Genomic DNA, 17,814 nt, shown 5'->3' with positions numbered 1-17,814 from the left:
AACATGTCCGCTTTGCTCACCATCGAAGCCGTGTCGATGCGCTTTGGCGCCTACCAGGCGCTGGACCGCATCGACCTGGATATCCGCCAGGGCGAGTTCGTGGCCCTGCTGGGGCCCAGCGGCTGCGGCAAGACCACCCTGCTGCGTTCGATCGCCGGATTCCTCAAACCCGAGTCCGGCCGCATCCTGATAGAGGGCCAGGACATCAGCCGCCTGCCCGCGCACCAACGGCCCCTGAACACCGTGTTCCAGAACTACGCGCTGTTTCCGCACATGAACGTGCTGGAGAACGTGGCATATGGCCCGCGGCGCCAGGGGGCCTCGCGGGCCGACGCGGCCGGGCGCGCCCGCGCGGCGCTGGACATGGTGGGGCTGGCGGACTTCGGCCCGCGCTATCCCCGCGAGATGTCGGGCGGACAGCAGCAGCGGGTGGCGCTGGCGCGCGCGATCGTCAACCAGCCCAAGCTGCTGTTGCTGGACGAGCCGCTGTCGGCGCTGGACCTGAAGCTGCGCAAGCGCATGCAGCTGGAGCTCAAGCACCTGCAAGCCAAGCTCGGCATCGCCTTCATCTTCGTCACCCATGACCAGGAAGAGGCGATGACCATGGCCGACCGGGTGGTGGTCATGCATGCCGGCAAGATCGAACAGGTGGGCGCGGGAACGGACATCTACCGCCAGCCCGCCACGCGCTTCGTCGCGGAGTTCATCGGGGAGGCCAACTTCATGGCGTTCAGCGCCGCGGACGATGCGCTGCACCTGGATGCGCAGGGCCTGCGCGTGCCGTTCCCTGGCGGGAGCGCGCCCGCGCGCGGCACGGCCGTGTTGCGGCCCGAAGACCTGCGCCTGGCGGACGCCGCCGCGGACATCGTGCTGACGGGCGCGGTGACCGACGTGATCAACGTGGGCAGCCACAGCATGATCCATGTGGATATCGGCGGGCAGGTCCTGGTGGCGCGCCACGGCGGCATCGCGCCGTCGGGGCTGCTGCCCGGCGCCACCGTCCGCCTGACGTTCGCGCCCGAACACCTGCACCTGATAGGTGAACAGCCATGAGCGGCCGCTGGCTCTCGCCCGGCCTGTTGCTGGCGGCCCCGGTGCTGTTCTTCACAGCTTTTTTCCTGGCGCCGCTTGCGGTGGTGGCGCTGGCCAGCATCACGGGCGGACCCGACGGCCTGACCCTGACGGCGCAGCAGTACGTGCGCGTCCTGGCCGACCAGTATCACTGGGACGTGATCCTGGTGACATTCCGGCTGGCGTTCTTCACGACGGTCGTCTGCGTCATCCTGGGCTATCCGCTGGCCTGGTACCTGGTGCGCGTCGTGCGCTGGCAGGCGTGGCGCCGGTTCTGCGTGATCCTGCTGGTGGTGCCGCTCTTTACCAGCAACATCGTCCGCGCTTTCGGCTGGATGGTGCTGCTGGGGCGCAACGGGCTGGTCAACCAGGCGCTGGTGGCCTCGGGCGCGGCGGACCGTCCCGTGCGCTTCATCGGCACGGAGCTGGGCATCCTGATCGGCATGGTCTATGTGCTGCTGCCCTTCGTGGTGCTGGCGGTGGGCAACGCGCTGGCCCGCGTGGATCCGGCGTGCGAGCAGGCGTCGGCCGACCTGGGCGCGGGTCCCGCGGCCACCTTTCGCCACGTCACCTGGCCGCTGACGCTGCCCGGCGTGGTGTCCGGCGCCATCATCGTCTTCACGCTGGCGGTCAGCGCCTACGTGACGCCGGCGCTGCTGTCCGGCGGCCGCATCTCGGTGCTGTCCATGCTGATCTTCCAGCAGTACAGCACGGTGTTCGACTTCCATTACGGCGGCGCGCTGAGCATGGTGCTGCTGGTGTTCACCCTGATCCTGGTTGCGCTGGCGAACCGCGCCGCCACCCTGCCCGGAGCCGCGCGATGATCGCCCGCCACCTGATCCGCCTGATTGCGCTGGGCGTGCTGGCCTACCTGGCGCTGCCGCTCGTGGTCATCCTGGGCGCCTCGTTCACGGCCACGCCGTACCTGGCGTTTCCGCCGCAAGGCTGGACGCTGGACTGGTACCGAACCCTGCTGATCGAGGCCGGCTATGTGGCGGCGTTCACGACCAGCACCGTGCTGGCGCTGGCGGCCACGGTCGCGGCCGTGCTGCTGACGGTGCCGGCCGCGCTCGCCCTGGCGCGGTACGAGTTCCCCGGCAAGGCGGCGCTGACCTCGGTGCTGATGTCCCCGCTGGTGCTGCCGCATATCGTGCTGGGCGCGGCGCTGCTGCAGTACGGCGCGTACTTCGGCCTGACGCGCAGCTTCCTGTCGCTGCTGATCGGGCACATCGTGATCATCGCGCCGTTCGTGCTGCGGTCCACGCTGACCCTGCTGACGCCGGAGCAGCGGGCGCTGGAAGAGGCGTCGGCGGACCTGGGCGCCAATCCGTGGACCACCTTCTTCCTGGTAGTGCTGCCGCAGATCCGGCCCGGCATCGTCACCGGCTCGATCTTCGCGTTCATCTCGTCCTGGATCAACGTGGAGCTGTCCATTTTCAACACCACGGCGGACCTGAACACCATCCCCGTGAAGCTCTTCAACTATGTGCAATACACGATAGATCCGACCATCGCAGCCGTATCGGGCGCCACGATCGTGGCTGCGGTGATCGCCATCGTCATCCTGGATTTGACCGTCGGGCTGGACATGCTGTCCGAACGCGGCAAATAACCCTGCTTATCTTCTCTCTTGTCTGGAGCCACAGTCATGCGCAAGCAAGACGCGTTCGATGTCATCTATACCCATACCGAAGGCGAGCCCCTGTGCATCGTGCATAGCGGCATCCCCTACCCCGCCGGATCCACCATCCTGGAGAAGCGGGCCTTTCTGGAGCAGAACTACGACTGGCTGCGCCGCGCGCTGATGCGCGAGCCGCGCGGCCACAAGGACATGTTCGGCGTGTTCCTCACGCCGCCGTCCAGCCCCGAGTACGACGCCGGCCTGATCTACATCGACGGCACCGAGTATTCGCACATGTGCGGCCACGGCACCATCGCGGTCAGCATGGCCATGGTGGCCAACGGGCTGGTGGCGCGCGGCAAGGACGGCATCACCAAGATCCGCTTTGAAACCACGGCGGGACTGGTGGTGTCGGAAGTGGCGTCCGAGGGCGACAACGTGCTGTGGACGCGCTTCGAGAACGTGCCGGCCTACGTGGCCGCGCAGGACATCCCGGTGGAATTGCCCGGCTACGGCAAGCTGTCGGCCGACATCGTATGGGGCGGCAACTACTTCGGCATCGTGGACCTGTCCGGCTGCGACCTGCGGATCTCGCCCGACAACGGCACGGAGCTGTCTCGCATGGGCCTGATCGTGCGCGACCAGCTCAACGCCCGCCAGCGCATCCAGCACCCGACCGAGGCGCACATCAACAACCTGAACTTCATCACGTTCTGGCACCAGCCCACGATCGAAGGCGCGTTCTACAAGAACGTGCACGTGTTCAGCGCCGGACAACTGGACCGTTCGCCCGGCGGCACCGGCACCAGCGCCATGATGGCCATGTTCGAGGCGCGCGGGAAGATGGGGCTGAACCAGCCCATCAAGTCCGAAGGCCTGCTGGGCAGCGGCGTGTTCGAAGGCTGCCTGCTGGGCGAAGTGGACCTGAACGGCACGCGCGCAGTGCGCCCCACGGTCAAGGGCACCGCCAGCATACTGGGCACCGCGCGCTGGGTCATCGACAAGAACGACCCGGTGGGCGCGGGCTTCCTGGTCCGCTGAAACGCGCAGGAAAAAGGCGCGCAGGGCCGCAGAGCCTTGCGCGCCTTTCCTGGCGGAGCAGTCTTACGCCTGCGCCGCATCCTCCAGGATCATCTCCGCGCCGCGCTCGGCCACCATCATGACGGCGGCCTGGGTGTTGCCGGAGACCATCTTGGGCATGACCGACGCATCCACCACGCGCAGGCCCGACACGCCGTTCACGCGCAGCCGCGGGTCAGTGACCGCGGCGGCGTCCGAGCCCATGCGGCAGGTGCCGATCGGGTGATAGATGGTCTGCCCGTTGCGCCGCGCGAAATCCAGCCATTCGTCGTAGCTGTCCACGGCGGCGCCGGGACTGAGCTCGGACTCCACATAGCGCTGCATGGCGGGTTGCCCCACGATGCGGCGCGCGGCCTGCATGCCGCCCACCAGGCTGTCCCGGTCCACTTGCGCGGACAGGAAGTTCGGGCGGATGGACGGCCCGGCCTGGGGATCGGCCGACTTGATGTGGATGGCGCCGATGGACTCGGGCCGCAGCTGCGCCACGCCTATCGTCATGCCCGGATGCCGGTCCAGGATGCGTTCGGCCGCATTGGCGTAGCTGGCATGGACGAAGAAGAACTGCACGTCCGGCCTGGGCAGGTCGGGCGCGCTCTTCACGAAGCCATGCGCAAGCCCCGTGCCCAGCGTCAGGATGCCCTTGTGGCTCAGGTAGTATCGCGCCACCTGCCGGGCCAGCCGCCAGCCGCGCGACATCTCGTTCAGGGTCACCGTGTCCTTCACGCGCCAGTTCATGCGCGTGGCGAAATGGTCGATGTAGTTCTCGCCCACCTGGGGCTGCGCGTGCACGAGCTCGATGCCGAAGGCCTGCAGCAAGGCGGGATTGCCCACGCCGGACAGCTCCAGCAGTTGCGGCGACTGCACCGCCCCCATGCACAGCAGGGTTTCGCGCCGCGCGCGCACCGTAAGTTCCTGCCCGTTCTTGCGATAGGCCACGCCGACGCAGCGCTTGCCTTCGAACACCAGCCGCGTCACGTGGGCGCCACATTCCACGGTGAGATTCTTGCGCCCGGCGGCCGGCTTCATATAGCCGTCCACCACGCTCCAGCGCCTCCCGTGGCGCTGCAGCACCTGGTAGTAGCCCACGCCTTCCTGATCGCCGGCGTTGTAGTCGGGGTTCAGGGGCTGGCCGTCTTCGCGGGCCGCCTGCAGGAAGGCGTCCGACACGGGAAAGCGCTCGGCCACCTCTTCCAGATGCATGGGCCCGCTCTTGCCCCGGCCCTCGCCGCCCGGCGCGTAGTTCTCTATCTTGCGAAAGACGCGCTCGGCCTCGCGGGAGCCCCAGCCTGCGGCGCCGGCGGCCTCCCAGCCGTCGTAATCCTGGGGCTGTCCGCGCACATAGATCATGCCGTTGATCAGCGTTGAGCCCCCCACGCCCTTGCCGCGCGGCACGGCGATGGTCCGCCCGTATACGTTGTCTTCCGGTTCCGTGGAAAAGCGCCAGTTGTAGTCCGGATTCACCAGCAGCTTGGAGAAGCCCGCCGGGATCGAAATCCACATGCTGCGGGCTTCCTGCCCGGCCTCGAGCATCAGCACGCGATGCTTGCCGTCCGCGCTGAGCCGGTTGGCCAGGATGCAGCCGGCCGTGCCGCCGCCCGCAATGATGAAATCGTAATCGCCCATCTTTATTCACCGAGTCCCGAGTATGGCTGCATGGGCTTAAGCAGCGGATGCCACGCCCAGCATTTGCGCCATCAGTTCGATCTGGCAGGCCAGCATCGGCGCGCCATGGTGAACCTTGCAGCCGCGCGCCTGCGCGGCCAGCAGCAGCGCGGTGTCCTTGGGCTGCATGATGACTTCGCACACCAGCTGGCCGGGCGTCAGGCGGCTCGCGTCCAGCGGCAGCGCATCGCCCTCCTTCATGCCCAGCGACGTGCCGTTGACGACCAGGTCATGGCCCGACGGATCGGGCGTGCCCACCGCGATGTCCGCATCCGGATGCAGGGACAAGATGCGGGCCTTCAGGTCCTCGGCCTTGGCCGGCGTGCGGTTGGCGATGGTCAGCCGCGAGACGCCCGCCTGGACCAGCGCGAAGCCGATCGCGTTGGCCGCGCCGCCCGCCCCGGCGAGGTAAACGCTTTTGCCCTCCAGGGACACGCCGCTGCTTTGCAGGCCGCGCACGAAGCCCTCGCCGTCCAGCATGTGCGCGACCAGCCGCCCGTCGGCCTCGCGGCGCAGCACGTTGGCCGCGCCGATCTTGCGCGCGACGGGCGTGGCTTCGTCGGCCAGTTCCAGGATGGCGGTCTTGTGCGGGACGGTGACGATCACGCCGCCCAGGTTCTCCAGACGGCGCAGCCCCTCGACCACGGCGGCCAGATTCTCGGGCCGGGCGTGGAACGGCACGCACACGCCGTCGAATCCGATCCTGGCGAAGTGCTCGTTCATGCGCTGCGGCGTCTTCACGTGATGGATAGGGTCGGCCAGGATGCCGAACAGGCGGGTGTTTCCGCTGATTTCCTTCATTGTCTTCTCCGGGTATCAGGAATGGATCAGTTCGCGCGCAACCTCGCCGATGCCGGCGGCATCGAGCTTGTAATGGGCGTACAGGGTGGTGGGCGGCGCGATCAGGCTGTATTCATCATAGATGCCGTGGCGGCGCAGGCGCGTGCCGGCGCCCGCGTCGGCCAGCACCTCGGCCACGGCCGAGCCCAGCCCGCCCAGCACGTTGTGTTCTTCCACCGTCATCAACAGGCCGGACTGGCCCGCGGCCGCCAGCACGGCGTCGCGGTCCAGGGGCTTGATGGTGGGCATGTCGATCACGCCCACCGACAGCCCTTCCTCGCGCAGCGTGCCGGCCGCGGCCAGCGCGGCATGCAGGGTGATGCCGCAGGCGATGATGTTCAGGTCGCTGCCCGTGGAGTGCACGATGGCGCGGCCGAACTCGAAAGGCGCGCCGTCTTCATAGACCTGCGGATCGCGGCCGCGGCCGATGCGGAAGTAGATGGGTTCTGGCCAGTCGACCGAGGCCTTGATGGCGGACGCCAGCTGCGGCCCGTCGGCGGGCGACACCACGGTCAGGCCGGCCAGGGCGCGCATGGTGGAGATGTCTTCGGTGGCGTGGTGCGAGGTGCCGTAAAAACCCAGGCTGATGCCGGTGTGATGCCCGATCAGGCGGACCGGCAGCTTGGTGTAGGCCACGTCCATGCGGATCTGCTCGCAGCACAACAGCCCCAGGAAGGACGCGAACGTGGCCACGAAGGGCATCATGCCCGTGGTTGCCAGGCCCGCCGCGGCGGACACCATGTTCTGCTCGGAGATGCCGAACTGGACATAGCGGTCGGGATAGGCCTCTGCAAAGCGGTTCAGGCCGTTGGAGTATTGCAGGTCGGCGGAACCGGCGACGACGGGATGCCCGGCCTGCGCCAGTTCGATCAGCGCGTCGGAAAGATAGGACAGCCCGGGGTTCACCGCGTTCAGCGCGCGGTACTGCCAGGAGTCGGGGGAAAGAACTTGTGCCTGTGCCATTCAGATCTCGCGGGAGAGGATTTCGTCGACGGCGCTTTGCGCGTCCTGCGGCGCCAGATAGCCCAGGTGCCAGCCCGGCTCGGTTTCCATGAAGGACACGCCCTTGCCCTTGACCGTCCTGGCGATTACGCACGCCGGCTTGCCGCGCGCATCGTCGGCGCGCAGGCGGCGCAGCAAGGCGGTCAGCTCGGCCAAGTTGTGTCCGTCGACCTCATGCACTTCCCAGCCGAAGGCCAGCCACTTTTCCTTCAGCGATTCCACGCCCATCACGTCGTCCACCTTGCCGTCGAGCTGGTAGCCGTTGCGGTCAATGATGGCGATCAGGCGCGACAGGCGGTTGTGCGCGGCGAACAGCGCCGCTTCCCACACCTGCCCTTCCTGCATCTCGCCGTCGCCCAGCATTACGAACACATTGAAGTCGCGCTGGCTCATGCGGCCGCCCACCGCCATGCCCACGCCGTTGGACAGCGCATGGCCGATGGACCCCGAACTGAAGTCGACGCCCGGCACCTTGCTCATGTCGGGGTGGTCGCCCAGCGGGCTGCCCAGCCGCGTGTAGCCGTCCAGCAGCTCGCGTTCGATGAAGCCGTGGTCGGCCAGCACCGGAAACAGCCCCACCGCCGCGTGGCCCTTGCCCATCAGGAAGCGGTCCCGGTCGGGCCACCGCGGCTCGCCCGGACGCAGGCGCATCACGTCGTAGTACAGCGCGGCAAAGATCTCCGCGCACGAGAACACCGAGCTGTAATGCCCGACCTTGGCGATCTCGATCAGCCTGATTGTCTCCAGCCGGATATGGCGGGCCTTTTCCCGCAGCATTCCGATTTCCCCTTCTGAAGGGGCCTCCTGGTCCTCGCGCATGGCGCTTCCTCTCTTCGTTAGAATATATGATATATAATATACCCATTGCGCTTGAATTGGCTATGGCGGGCTAGAATTCATCCTGGATTCACCCGTTCCCACATACAGCAAGCCAGACACGTCATGCCCAGCCTTAAACCGGTCAAGAAAGAGAACCTCTCCGTCAAGGTCTACAACGAAATCCGTAACGCCCTGATCAACGGGCAGTACGAGCCCGGGGAACGCCTGATCATCGGAGAACTGGCCCAGGAAATGGGCGTGTCGATCACGCCCGTGCGCGAGGCCATCTTCCGCCTCATCAGCGAGCAGGGGCTGGAAATGCAGGCGGCCACGGCGGTCTATGTTCCCTACGTCAATTCGGAGAAGCTGCGGGAAATCCAGCAGATCCGCTTCCACCTGGAAGGCATGGGCGCGGCCGAGGCCGCCCAGAACATCACGCGCAAGCAGCTCGACAACCTGATCGCCCTGCAGCGGGACTTCATTTCCTGCACGTCCACCGATCCCAAGCGCGCCAGCTACCTGAACCGCAAGTTCCACTTCGCCATCCTGGAAGCCAGCAACAAGCCCATCTTGCGCAGCACCGTCGAGTCGTTCTGGGTCATTACTGGCCCCATCCTCAAGGTGTTCCACATCAAGACCGCGGGGCTGGACTATTCGCAGAACGAACACCGCCACGAGGCCGTGATCGAGGCCCTGGAAGCGCGCGACTCGGAAGCCGCCCGCAAGGCCATCCAGGCCGACCTGGTCTGGGGCGGCAAGATCATGATCGACTGGCTTGTCGAACGCGAAAAAGAACTCGACTACCGCCCCCCCGGGGCCCGCAAATAGGAAGACTTCATGCTGAAGATTTTTGGTGCTCCCTGCCGCTACATCCAGGGAGCGGGCGCCCTGGACACGCTGGGCCAGTACGCGGCGCTGTTCGGCCGCCGCGCCGCGCTCGTCATCGACAGCTACGTCCATGGCGTGCTGGGCCCAAGAATCGAAAACCTGTGCGCCGCGCACGGTGTCGCGCTCGTCCCCCTGATCGTCGAGGGCGACCTGACGCCCGAGGTCATTGCGGACCTGCGCGCGCAAGCCTCGCCCGCCGGCATCGACATGGTGATCGCGGTGGGCGGCGGCAAGTCGCTGGACGCGGGCAAGGCGGTGGCGAAGTCCTCCCACTGCCACCTGCTCACCGTGCCCACGGTGGCGTCCAACGACGCTCCCACCAGCAAGAACTACGTCCTGTACGACGCCCATCACAACCTCCTGGCGGTCGAGCACATGCTGTTCAACCCCACGATCGTGCTGGTGGACACCGCCATCATCGCGACCGCTCCCGCGCATTTCTTCCGCGCCGGCCTGGGCGATGCGATCTCCAAGAAATTCGAAGCCGAGCAATGCCAGCGCAATGGCGGCAGGAACATGTACGACGCGGCGCCGCTGCTGACCGCCCAGTTCATCGCCGACGGCTGCTTGCGCACCCTGCTGGCGGACGGCGCGGACGCGGTGGCCGTGGCCGGCAGCGGCCAGCCCACGCCGGCCTTTGAACGCGTGGTGGAAGCGATGATCCTCATGAGCGGTCTCGGTTTCGAAAGCGGCGGCCTGTCCATTGCCCATGCGCTGACGCGCGGGCTGCCCAAGATCAATGGCGTGGCCACGGCGCTGCACGGCCTGCAGGTCGCCGTGGGCCTGCTGGTGCAGCTGGACCTGGAGAACCGCAAGGACGGCATGCTGGCCGACCTGACGCAGTGGTATGCCCAAGTGGGCCTGCCTGCCACCCTGCGTGAACTGGGCGCGGCCGGCACGCCGTCCGACGCCGAACTGGCGCGGGCGGCGGACCTGAGCCTGAAGGCGCGCCATGCCGCGAATTTTGATCATGCGCTGGATGTGGACACGCTGGCCGACGCCTTGCGCCGACGCGCCTGACGCGGAAGCGGCCGGCGGCTGGGCCGGCCGCGCCGCGCGCTGCTGGTCGCGCACCGCTGACCGCGCGTCGCTGACCGCGCACCGCTGACCGCGCGCCGCTGACCGCGCGTCTCAAAACGCCACGTTGTCCTTGCCTTTCAGGCCCAGCTTGGCGCGCGCCTCGTCCGGGGTCGCGATGTCCAGGTTCAGGGCCTCAAGAATGCCGCGGATGCGCTCGACCTGCACGCGATTGGATTCGGCCAGCTGGCCCGGACCGATCCACAAGGAATCCTCCAGCCCGACCCGCACGTTGGACCCCATGGCCGCGCCGATGGTCGCCAGCTGCATCTGGCTGCGGCCCGCGCCCAGGATCGACCATTCGTAGTCGTTGCCGAACAGGCGGTCGGCCGTGCGCTTCATGTGCATCAGGTCTTCGGGATGCGGGCCGATGCCGCCCAGGATGCCGAACACCGACTGGATGAAGGGCGGCGACTTCACCAGGCCGCGGTCCACGAAGTGCGCCAGGTTGTAGAGATGGCTGATGTCGTAGCACTCGAACTCGAAGCGCGTGCCATTGGCGTTGCCCAGGGTCAGGATCGACTCGATGTCCTGGTAGGTATTGCGAAAGATCAGCGAGCGGCTGTTCTCCAGGTGCTCGCGCTCCCAGTCGTGCTTGAAGTCCTTGAAGCGGTCCAGCATCGGGAACAGGCCGAAGTTCATCGAGCCCATGTTCAGCGAAGCCAGTTCCGGCTGGAAGGTGGTGGCCGGACGCATGCGCTCTTCCACCGTCATGTGCGGGCTGCCGCCGGTGGTGATGTTGATGATGGCGTCGGTCTCGCGCTTGATGCGCTCCAGGAAGGGCTTGAACAAGGCCGGATCCTGCGACGGCTTGCCCGTCCGCGGATCGCGCGCGTGCAGGTGCAGCACCGCCGCCCCGGCCTTGGCGGCGCCGATGGCGGCTTGCGCGATCTCGTCCGCGGTGACCGGCAGGTGCGGCGACATGCTGGGGGTGTGGATCGCGCCCGTCACGGCGCAGGTAATGACGACTTTCGGTTTGGGCTTAGCCATTATTGTCTCCGTTGCTTTGCTTGTGGCGCATCAGGCGCATCAGTTTTTCGTCGCGCCAGAAACGGCGCGCGGCAAGATCTTCCTGGGGCAGCAGGCTGCGCCGCTCGTCGGACAGGGCGTCCGCCAGCGCCCCTTCCCAGGCGACGCATTCGCCCTGCGTGGCGCCGATGGATTGGTAGAGCCCGCCGTAGCGCGCGCAGTAATCCGCGATGCCTCCGGGCGCGTTCAGGTCTATGGTTTCAAACGGCCCCATGAAGGACCAGCGCAGGCCAAGGCCATCCTTGACGGTCGTGTCGATGTCCTCGGCGCTGGCGATGCCCTCGCTGGCCAGCCGGAAGGCTTCATGCAGCAAGGCGCCTTGCAGGCGGTTCAGGATGAAGCCTTCGATCTCCTTCCTGACCAGCACCGGTTTCTGGCCGATGGCGGCCATCACCGCGCGCGCGCCGGCCAGCGCTTCCTGGCTGGTCCAGGGCGCGGGACACAGCTCCACGACCGGGATCAGGTAGGGCGGGTTGACCGGATGCGCCACCAGGCAGCGGTGGCGGCCCGCCAGATGCTCGGTGAATTCGCTGGCGGGGATGCTGGAGGTGGAGCTGCCGATGACCGCGTGCGGCTCGGCCGCCGCGTCCAGTTCGGAGAACAGCGCGCGCTTGATCTCCACCTTTTCGGGGGAGTTCTCCTGGACGTAGCTGGCGCCCGTCAAAGCGTCCTGCAGGCTGGCGGCCGTCTGGACGCGCTCGACCACGGCGTCGGCGTCGTCCAGCAAGCCCTGGGTTTCCAGTTCGCGCAGTTGCTGCAGGATCAGGGAGCGGGCCTCGGCCAGCATGGCGGCGTTGACGTCGTACAGCCGCACTTCCCAGCCCATGCGGGCGAAGACAATGGCCCAGCCCTGGCCGATCAGGCCGGTTCCGATGATGGCGGCGCGCCGCGCCGGGGAGCCGGCGTCCATCAGTAGAGCTTCTGCGTGAAGCCGTCCACCACGATGGCCTGCCCCGTCACGCTGCGGGCCGCCTCGCTGGCGTTGAACAGCACCATGTTGGCGATGTCGCGCGCGGTCACCATGCGGCCCAGCACCGCCTGGTTTTCGTATTGGGAGGCGATCTCTTCGACCGGACGGCCCAGGGTGCCGGCCTTGGCCGCGATGACGGCGCGGATCCGGGGGCCTTCGACCGCGCCCGGCAGGATGGCGTTGACGCGGATGCCATGGCCGCCAAGTTCGATGGCGAGCGACTTGGTAAAACCGATCACCGCCCACTTGGACGCCGAATAGACCGAGCGTCCGGCGAATCCCAGGTGGCCGGCGGCCGAGGACAGGTTGATCATCACGCCCGCCCGGGATTCCTTGAGCAGCGGAATCGCCTGCCGCGCACACAGGAACTGGCCGGTGATGTTCACGGCCAGCGTGCGGTCCCAGTCGGCCTTGGACAGGTTCTCGACGTAGCCCGTGGGGCCCGCCACGCCGGCGTTGTTGACCAGGATGTCCAGGCCGCCCAGCTTTTCCTTGACGGCGGCAAAGAGCGCGCCCACGCTGTCCTCGTCCGACACGTCCGCGCGCGCCGCGTGCACCCCGGGCAATTCGGCCGGCAGCGCCGCCAGACGTTCTTCATTCACGTCGCACACGAAAACCGTGGCGCCCGCGTGGCGGAACACCTTGGCCATTTCCAGGCCCAGGCCATCCGCGCCGGCGGTGATCAGCACCTTTTTGCCGGCGAAATCAACTTCCTCGAACATGCTTCCGTCTCCTAGGAACATTCTTAAAAGCGCGTTTTTATAATATACGATATATGATAAAAACAGCTATTCTGTGTCCTTTCATATGGCGGCGGGGCCTGCCTGAAGGCGCCGTCCGCCTGACGGAATCATGCGTGGGTTTCCCCTCAATATCGGCCGCTAAGGCTTTATTCATGCGGTTTCAGGGAATTCCCTGATTCGGCTTGAGGCAGCCGACACTAGAATCCAAGGCGAGGGTTTTACGCCCGGCCGGCTCATATATCATATATACAAAGACGGACAAAAATCAGACTAGTCCGCATCCCCATACCGACAAAGGAGCGTAGACAAGTGTTCAAGTTCAACAAAATTGCTTTGGCGCTGGGCGTTTGCAGCGTGCTGGCAAGCGGCGCCGCGGCGGCCGACATGAAGGTAGGCGCCCTCTTCCCGTTCAGCGGCGCCCTTGCGCTCCTTGGACAAGAGAGCTATCGCGGCCTGGAGCTGGCCGTCAATGAAATCAACGCCGCGGGGGGTGTCAACGGCGAGAAGATCGAAATCGTCAAGGCCGACGCCGTGGACCCGACGCAGGCCGTGTCGGAAACCAAGCGCCTGATCTCGTCCAACGTGGTCGGCGTGTTCGGCAGCTACGCGTCCGGCATCTCGTATGCGGCGTCCCCCGTCACCGAACTGGCCGGCGTGCCGTACTTCGAACTGGGCGCCACCGCGCACAAGATCACCACGCGCGGCTACAAGTACCTGTTCCGCAGCAACCCCAACACCGCGCTGTATGGCGTGTCGGTGGTCAACGCGTTGCACGACACCATCGCGCCGGGCATGGGGCTGAACCCCAAGGACATCAAGATCGGCATCATCCACGAAGACGGCCCCTATGGCACGGACGTGGCGGCAACCGAAAAGAAGCGCGCACAGGAACTGGGCTACACCGTGGCCGAAGTCCTGCCGTACTCGGCCAAGACCGTGGACCTGTCGTCCCTGATCCTGCGCCTGAAGGGCGCCAAGGTCGACGTGGTGCTGCAAACCGCCTACCAGAACGACGCCATCCTGTTCTTCAGCCAGGCGCGCGCCGCGGGCTTCAAGCCCAAGGTCGTGATCGGCGCGGGCGGCGGCTATTCGCTGGCCGATACCGCCAAGGCCGTGGGCGCCGACATGAACGGCGTATTCGACCTGGACTTTCCCCAATCGTCCATCAATCCGGCCGGCGCGCCCGGCCTGGACAAGTTCCTGGAAGCCTACAAGAGCACCTACAAGAGCGATCCGCAGTCCGGCCACAGCCTGACCAACTACGTCGGCGCCAAGGCCTTCTTTGAAGCCATCGGCAACGCCAAGTCCACCGACCGCGACAAGATCCGCGAGGCAGTCCTGGCATACAAGAAGCCCGCCGGCCAGACGGCCAACGGCTGGGCCTTCGAATTCGGCGAAGACGGGCAGAACAACGCCTCCACCTTCTACGTCATGCAGTGGCAGGACGGCAAGCTCGTCACCATTGCGCCCGGCAACCTCGCCCTTGGCAAACCCGTCTTCAAGAAATAAGCGCGACGCCAGCGGTCGGGCGCAAGGGGGCGCCTGACCTCACCCGGGACCGGCGCGCCCCGTCCTTGCCCGCTGCACGGCAAGGACGGGGCGCTCTCCCGCACTTAGAGGTTGCACCATGGAATTATTCATTCAACTGGTCATCAACGGCCTGTTGCTGGGCGGCGCATACACCATCATCAGCCTGGGGCTGACGCTCATCTTCGGCGTCGTGCGCGTCGTGAACTTCGCGCATGGCGAATTCCTGATGATAGGCATGTACATGGTCTATCTGATCGCGGCGCAGTTCGGCGTTCATCCCTATGCGGGCCTGATCCCGGTTGCCGTCATCCTGTTCGCGCTGGGCGCGCTGACGCAGAAGGGCATCATCCAGCCGCTGCTCAATGCCGACCAGCACATCCAGATCTTCGCCACGGTGGGCGTGTCCACCATCCTCCTGAACCTTGCGCTGGTGATCTTCGGCGCCAACGTCTACCGCGCGCCCGTGGAACTGGGCACCAACGCCATCGAGGTCGGCCCTTATTCGATGGTGACGGGCCAGCTCATCACCTTCGTGATCGGCCTGAGCCTGGCCGTGCTGCTGCACCTGTTCATGCATCGCACCTACCTGGGCCGCGCGCTGCGGGCCGTGGCCCAGCACCGCTACGCGGCCACCCTGATGGGCGTGAACGTCAACAACGTGTACGCCATCGCCTTCGGCCTGGGCACGGCCTTCGTCGGCATCGCCGCCGGCCTGCTTGCGCCGCAGTATCCAGTGTTTCCCACCGTGGGCACGTACTTCGTGCTGACCGCCTTCGTCATCGTCGTGCTGGGCGGACTGGGCAGCCTGTACGGCGCGGTCGCCGGCTCCATGATCATCGGCATCGTCGACACGCTGGCCGGGTTCTACATCGCCCCCGACCTGAAAGAGGTCGTGTATTTCGGGATCTTCCTCTTGATCCTTGTCCTGCGACCGAACGGCCTGTTCGGCGTCGGTACAGAGTGACCAGAACAACAAGGAGCGAGACGTGTTTCCCGACTTTCGACACCCCAAGACCTACGTCAGCGCCATTCTGCTGATCGCGATGTTCCTCGTGCCCGTCGTCATGGGCACGCCATTCTGGACCAATCTTTTCGTATTGCTGTTCGTCTTCTCCGCCTTGTCGGTCGCCTGGAACATCGTGGGCGGCTATGCCGGCCAGCTGTCCCTGGGCCATGCGGTGTTCTACGGCATCGGCGGCTATACGGCCACGCTGCTCACGCAGAACTTCGGCATCTCGCCGTGGATCGGCATGTTCGCCGGCGCGGCCATTTCGGCCGCGGTGGCGATCCTGATCAGCTACCCCACGCTGCGCCTGCGCGGCCCCTTCTTCGCGCTGGCCACCATCGCCATCCTGGAAGTGGTGCGCCTGCTCGTCATCCACGAGGAAAGCTGGACCGGCGGCTCTAGCGGCATCAGCCTGCCGCTGAACATCGGCTGGGCATGGATCGTATTCCGCGAGAAGGTCAACTACGTCATCATCGCCTTTGGCCTGTTCCTGTTCGTGACCTGGGTGTCCTGGTACATCCGCAAGTCGCGCATCGGGCACTACCTGATCGCCATCCGCGAACGCGAGGACGCGGCGCTGGCCGTCGGCATCCACACCGTGCGCGTGAAGATCATCGCCGCGGTGGTGTCGGCCATGCTGACCAGCATCATCGGCACATTCCACATCACCTACCTGACCTTCGTGGACCCGAGCTCGGCGTTCTCGCTGGAGCTGTCCATCCAGGTGGCCATGTTCGCGCTGATCGGCGGCCTGGGCACCGTTTCCGGCCCCATCGCCGGCACGTTCCTGGTGCTGCCCATCGCCGAACTGGCGCGCGGCTGGCTCAGCAGCGTGGGCAACGGCATGCACGGGCTGATCTATGGCCTGATCCTGGTGGCGGTGGTGCTGACGATTCCGCGCGGCCTGGCCGGCGCGTTCGGCCCCTTCGTGGAACGCATGCTCGCCCGCCTGCCCTACCTGGGCGCGCCCCGCCCGAAACTGCAGTTGGCCGACGAAATGCGCCTGCGCAGCGCCACCCGCAGCGAGCAGCCCGTGCTGAAGGCGGACAAGCTGTTCAAGAGCTTCGGCGGGCTGCGCGCCACCAACGACGTGTCGCTGACGCTGAACCAGAACGAGATCCTGGGCATGATCGGGCCCAACGGCGCGGGCAAGACCACGGTGTTCAACCTGCTGTCCGGCTTCCTGTCGCCGGACCAGGGCGACATCTCCATGCTGGACGCCGACGGCAACTGGGTGACCTGCAAGACGCCCGACGCGTTCGCGCACAAGGGACTGGGCCGCACGTTCCAGATCGCCAAGCCGTTCACGGGGCTGACGGTGCTTGAGAACATCATGCTGGGCGCCTTCATCCGCACATCCAACCGCGACGAGGCCGAACAGATCGCGCTGAAGGTCGCCGAGCAGACCGACCTGGCCAAGCACCTGAACACCGAGGCCCGCAACCTCACCGTGGGCGGGATGAAGCGGCTGGAGATTGCCCGCGCGCTTGCCATAAAGCCGCGGATCCTGCTGCTGGACGAGGTAATGGCCGGGCTGAATCCGACGGACATCGAAAAATCCATCCAGATGATCCGGCGCATCCGCGATTCGGGCGTGTCGGTGCTGCTGATCGAGCACATGATGCAGGCGACGATGGCGCTCTCGGACCGCATCATCGTGCTGAACGAAGGCGGCGTGCTGGTCAGCGGCGCGCCGAAGGACGTGGTGGAGAACCCCGCCGTCATCGAAGCCTATTTGGGCAAGGAGTACCAGGATGCTTAAGGTTTCGAATCTGTCTTCGGGCTACGGCAAGAGCCAGGTGCTCAACGGCCTGAACTTCGAGGTCAGCGCGGGCGAGATCGTGACCCTGATCGGCGCCAACGGCGCGGGCAAGACCACCACGCTCAAGGCCCTGTGCGGCGTAATCAACGCCACGCAGGGCAAAGTGGAATTCGAAGGCCAGGACCTGACCAACCGGCATCCCTACGACATCGTGGACGCCGGGATCACCATGATCCCCGAAGGCCGCCAGCTGTTCCCGCATTTCACCGTGCGCGACAACCTGCTGATGGGCTCGTACAAGCGCGCGGCGCGGCCCATCGTGCAGCGCAAGCTCGACGAGGTGCTGCGCATCTTCCCTCGCGTAAAGGAGCGGCTGAGCCAGTACGCCGGTTCGCTGTCGGGCGGCGAACAGCAGATGGTGGCCATCGCGCGCGGCATGATGGCCGACCCCAAGCTGCTGGTGTTCGACGAGCCGTCGCTGGGCCTGTCCCCGCTGCTGGTGCAGCAGATGTTCGACATCATCCGCGACGTCACCTCGCATGGCGTGACGGTGCTGCTGGTGGAGCAGAACGTGTTCCGCACGCTGCGGCTGGCGGACCGCGGCTACGTGCTGGAAAACGGCGCCATCGTGCGCACCGGCACGGGCGCGGAACTGCTCGGCGACCCGCATGTCAAGAAGGCCTACCTGGGCCACTGAATCCAAGGACCACAGTC

General features: G+C 66.2%; 17 protein-coding genes. 10 read left to right on the top strand and 7 right to left on the bottom strand.

Annotation, left to right across the window (positions count from 1 at the left end):
* Positions 1-3: 3 nt before the first annotated feature.
* The 4 genes from ACFWP0_RS27330 to ACFWP0_RS27315 are packed head-to-tail and all read left to right on the top strand — an operon-like array spanning position 4 to position 3,733.
* Positions 4-1,053 (top strand): ABC transporter ATP-binding protein, encoded by a 1,050-nt coding sequence (locus tag ACFWP0_RS27330; RefSeq protein ID WP_377847581.1) that lies wholly within the window; start codon positions 4-6, stop codon positions 1,051-1,053.
* Positions 1,050-1,895, top strand: a complete 846-nt coding sequence (locus tag ACFWP0_RS27325) for an ABC transporter permease (RefSeq protein WP_377847579.1) — start codon at positions 1,050-1,052, stop codon at positions 1,893-1,895. Before ACFWP0_RS27330 ends, ACFWP0_RS27325 begins: the two co-directional genes overlap by 4 nt.
* Positions 1,892-2,683 carry an ABC transporter permease gene (locus ACFWP0_RS27320; RefSeq protein ID WP_377847578.1) on the top strand — a complete coding sequence of 264 codons (792 nt, stop codon included), beginning with the start codon at positions 1,892-1,894 and terminating at the stop codon, positions 2,681-2,683. Before ACFWP0_RS27325 ends, ACFWP0_RS27320 begins: the two co-directional genes overlap by 4 nt.
* Positions 2,684-2,719: 36 nt before the next feature.
* Positions 2,720-3,733 carry a proline racemase family protein gene (locus tag ACFWP0_RS27315; RefSeq protein ID WP_377847576.1) on the top strand — a complete coding sequence of 338 codons (1,014 nt, stop codon included), beginning with the start codon at positions 2,720-2,722 and terminating at the stop codon, positions 3,731-3,733.
* Between the two features lie 63 nt (positions 3,734-3,796).
* Here ACFWP0_RS27315 and ACFWP0_RS27310 read toward each other — a convergent pair whose 3' ends face one another.
* The 4 genes from ACFWP0_RS27310 to ACFWP0_RS27295 are packed head-to-tail and all read right to left on the bottom strand — an operon-like array spanning position 3,797 to position 8,053.
* A complete protein-coding gene (locus ACFWP0_RS27310; RefSeq protein ID WP_377847574.1) occupies positions 3,797-5,395 on the bottom strand; it encodes a GMC family oxidoreductase in 1,599 nt (532 codons plus the stop codon).
* 36 nt (positions 5,396-5,431) lie between these two features.
* The gene (locus ACFWP0_RS27305; protein ID WP_377847572.1) at positions 5,432-6,235 is read right to left on the bottom strand and encodes a shikimate dehydrogenase family protein; all 804 of its coding nucleotides are present in this window, start codon (positions 6,233-6,235) and stop codon (positions 5,432-5,434) included.
* Between the two features lie 15 nt (positions 6,236-6,250).
* Positions 6,251-7,237 (bottom strand): transketolase family protein, encoded by a 987-nt coding sequence (locus tag ACFWP0_RS27300; RefSeq protein WP_377847570.1) that lies wholly within the window; start codon positions 7,235-7,237, stop codon positions 6,251-6,253.
* Complete coding sequence (locus tag ACFWP0_RS27295) at positions 7,238-8,053, bottom strand: transketolase (RefSeq protein WP_377847568.1); 816 nt, start codon at positions 8,051-8,053, stop codon at positions 7,238-7,240.
* A gap of 165 nt (positions 8,054-8,218) precedes the next feature.
* Here ACFWP0_RS27295 and ACFWP0_RS27290 point away from each other — a divergent pair, with 165 nt between their 5' ends.
* Entirely contained in the window at positions 8,219-8,923 is a 705-nt protein-coding gene (locus tag ACFWP0_RS27290; protein WP_377847567.1) for a GntR family transcriptional regulator, read from the top strand.
* 9 nt (positions 8,924-8,932) lie between these two features.
* On the top strand, positions 8,933-10,003 hold the full coding sequence (locus ACFWP0_RS27285) for a glycerol dehydrogenase (protein WP_377847565.1): 1,071 nt from the start codon (positions 8,933-8,935) through the stop codon (positions 10,001-10,003).
* 111 nt (positions 10,004-10,114) lie between these two features.
* Here the strand turns inward: ACFWP0_RS27285 and ACFWP0_RS27280 are convergent, their stop codons facing one another.
* From ACFWP0_RS27280 to ACFWP0_RS27270, 3 genes are read right to left on the bottom strand one after another with little or no spacing between them, the layout of a single operon-like run.
* Positions 10,115-11,050, bottom strand: a complete 936-nt coding sequence (locus tag ACFWP0_RS27280; RefSeq protein WP_377847563.1) for a 3-keto-5-aminohexanoate cleavage protein — start codon at positions 11,048-11,050, stop codon at positions 10,115-10,117.
* Positions 11,043-11,999 carry a 3-hydroxyacyl-CoA dehydrogenase gene (locus ACFWP0_RS27275; protein ID WP_377847561.1) on the bottom strand — a complete coding sequence of 319 codons (957 nt, stop codon included), beginning with the start codon at positions 11,997-11,999 and terminating at the stop codon, positions 11,043-11,045. Before ACFWP0_RS27275 ends, ACFWP0_RS27280 begins: the two co-directional genes overlap by 8 nt.
* The gene (locus tag ACFWP0_RS27270) at positions 11,999-12,781 is read right to left on the bottom strand and encodes an SDR family oxidoreductase (protein ID WP_377847559.1); all 783 of its coding nucleotides are present in this window, start codon (positions 12,779-12,781) and stop codon (positions 11,999-12,001) included. The genes ACFWP0_RS27275 and ACFWP0_RS27270 overlap by 1 nt, the downstream gene beginning before the upstream one ends.
* 330 nt (positions 12,782-13,111) lie before the next feature.
* Here ACFWP0_RS27270 and ACFWP0_RS27265 point away from each other — a divergent pair, with 330 nt between their 5' ends.
* The 4 genes from ACFWP0_RS27265 to ACFWP0_RS27250 all read left to right on the top strand — a co-directional run bounded on the left by ACFWP0_RS27265 (position 13,112) and on the right by ACFWP0_RS27250 (position 17,797).
* Positions 13,112-14,311: an ABC transporter substrate-binding protein gene (locus ACFWP0_RS27265; protein ID WP_377847557.1), complete on the top strand. Its 1,200-nt coding sequence runs from the start codon at positions 13,112-13,114 to the stop codon at positions 14,309-14,311.
* A 118-nt stretch (positions 14,312-14,429) separates the two neighbouring features.
* Entirely contained in the window at positions 14,430-15,296 is an 867-nt protein-coding gene (locus ACFWP0_RS27260; protein WP_377847555.1) for a branched-chain amino acid ABC transporter permease, read from the top strand.
* A 22-nt stretch (positions 15,297-15,318) separates the two neighbouring features.
* Positions 15,319-17,100: an ATP-binding cassette domain-containing protein gene (locus tag ACFWP0_RS27255; protein ID WP_377847553.1), complete on the top strand. Its 1,782-nt coding sequence runs from the start codon at positions 15,319-15,321 to the stop codon at positions 17,098-17,100.
* Positions 17,093-17,797 (top strand): ABC transporter ATP-binding protein, encoded by a 705-nt coding sequence (locus tag ACFWP0_RS27250; RefSeq protein WP_377847551.1) that lies wholly within the window; start codon positions 17,093-17,095, stop codon positions 17,795-17,797. The genes ACFWP0_RS27255 and ACFWP0_RS27250 overlap by 8 nt, the downstream gene beginning before the upstream one ends.
* Positions 17,798-17,814: the final 17 nt, after the last annotated feature.

The sequence above is a fragment of the Achromobacter sp. NPDC058515 genome (assembly GCF_042721735.1).
Lineage (GTDB): Bacteria > Pseudomonadota > Gammaproteobacteria > Burkholderiales > Burkholderiaceae_B > Achromobacter.
Note: the sequence above shows the minus strand (reverse complement) of the source record. Positions and strands in the feature narration are given on the sequence as shown.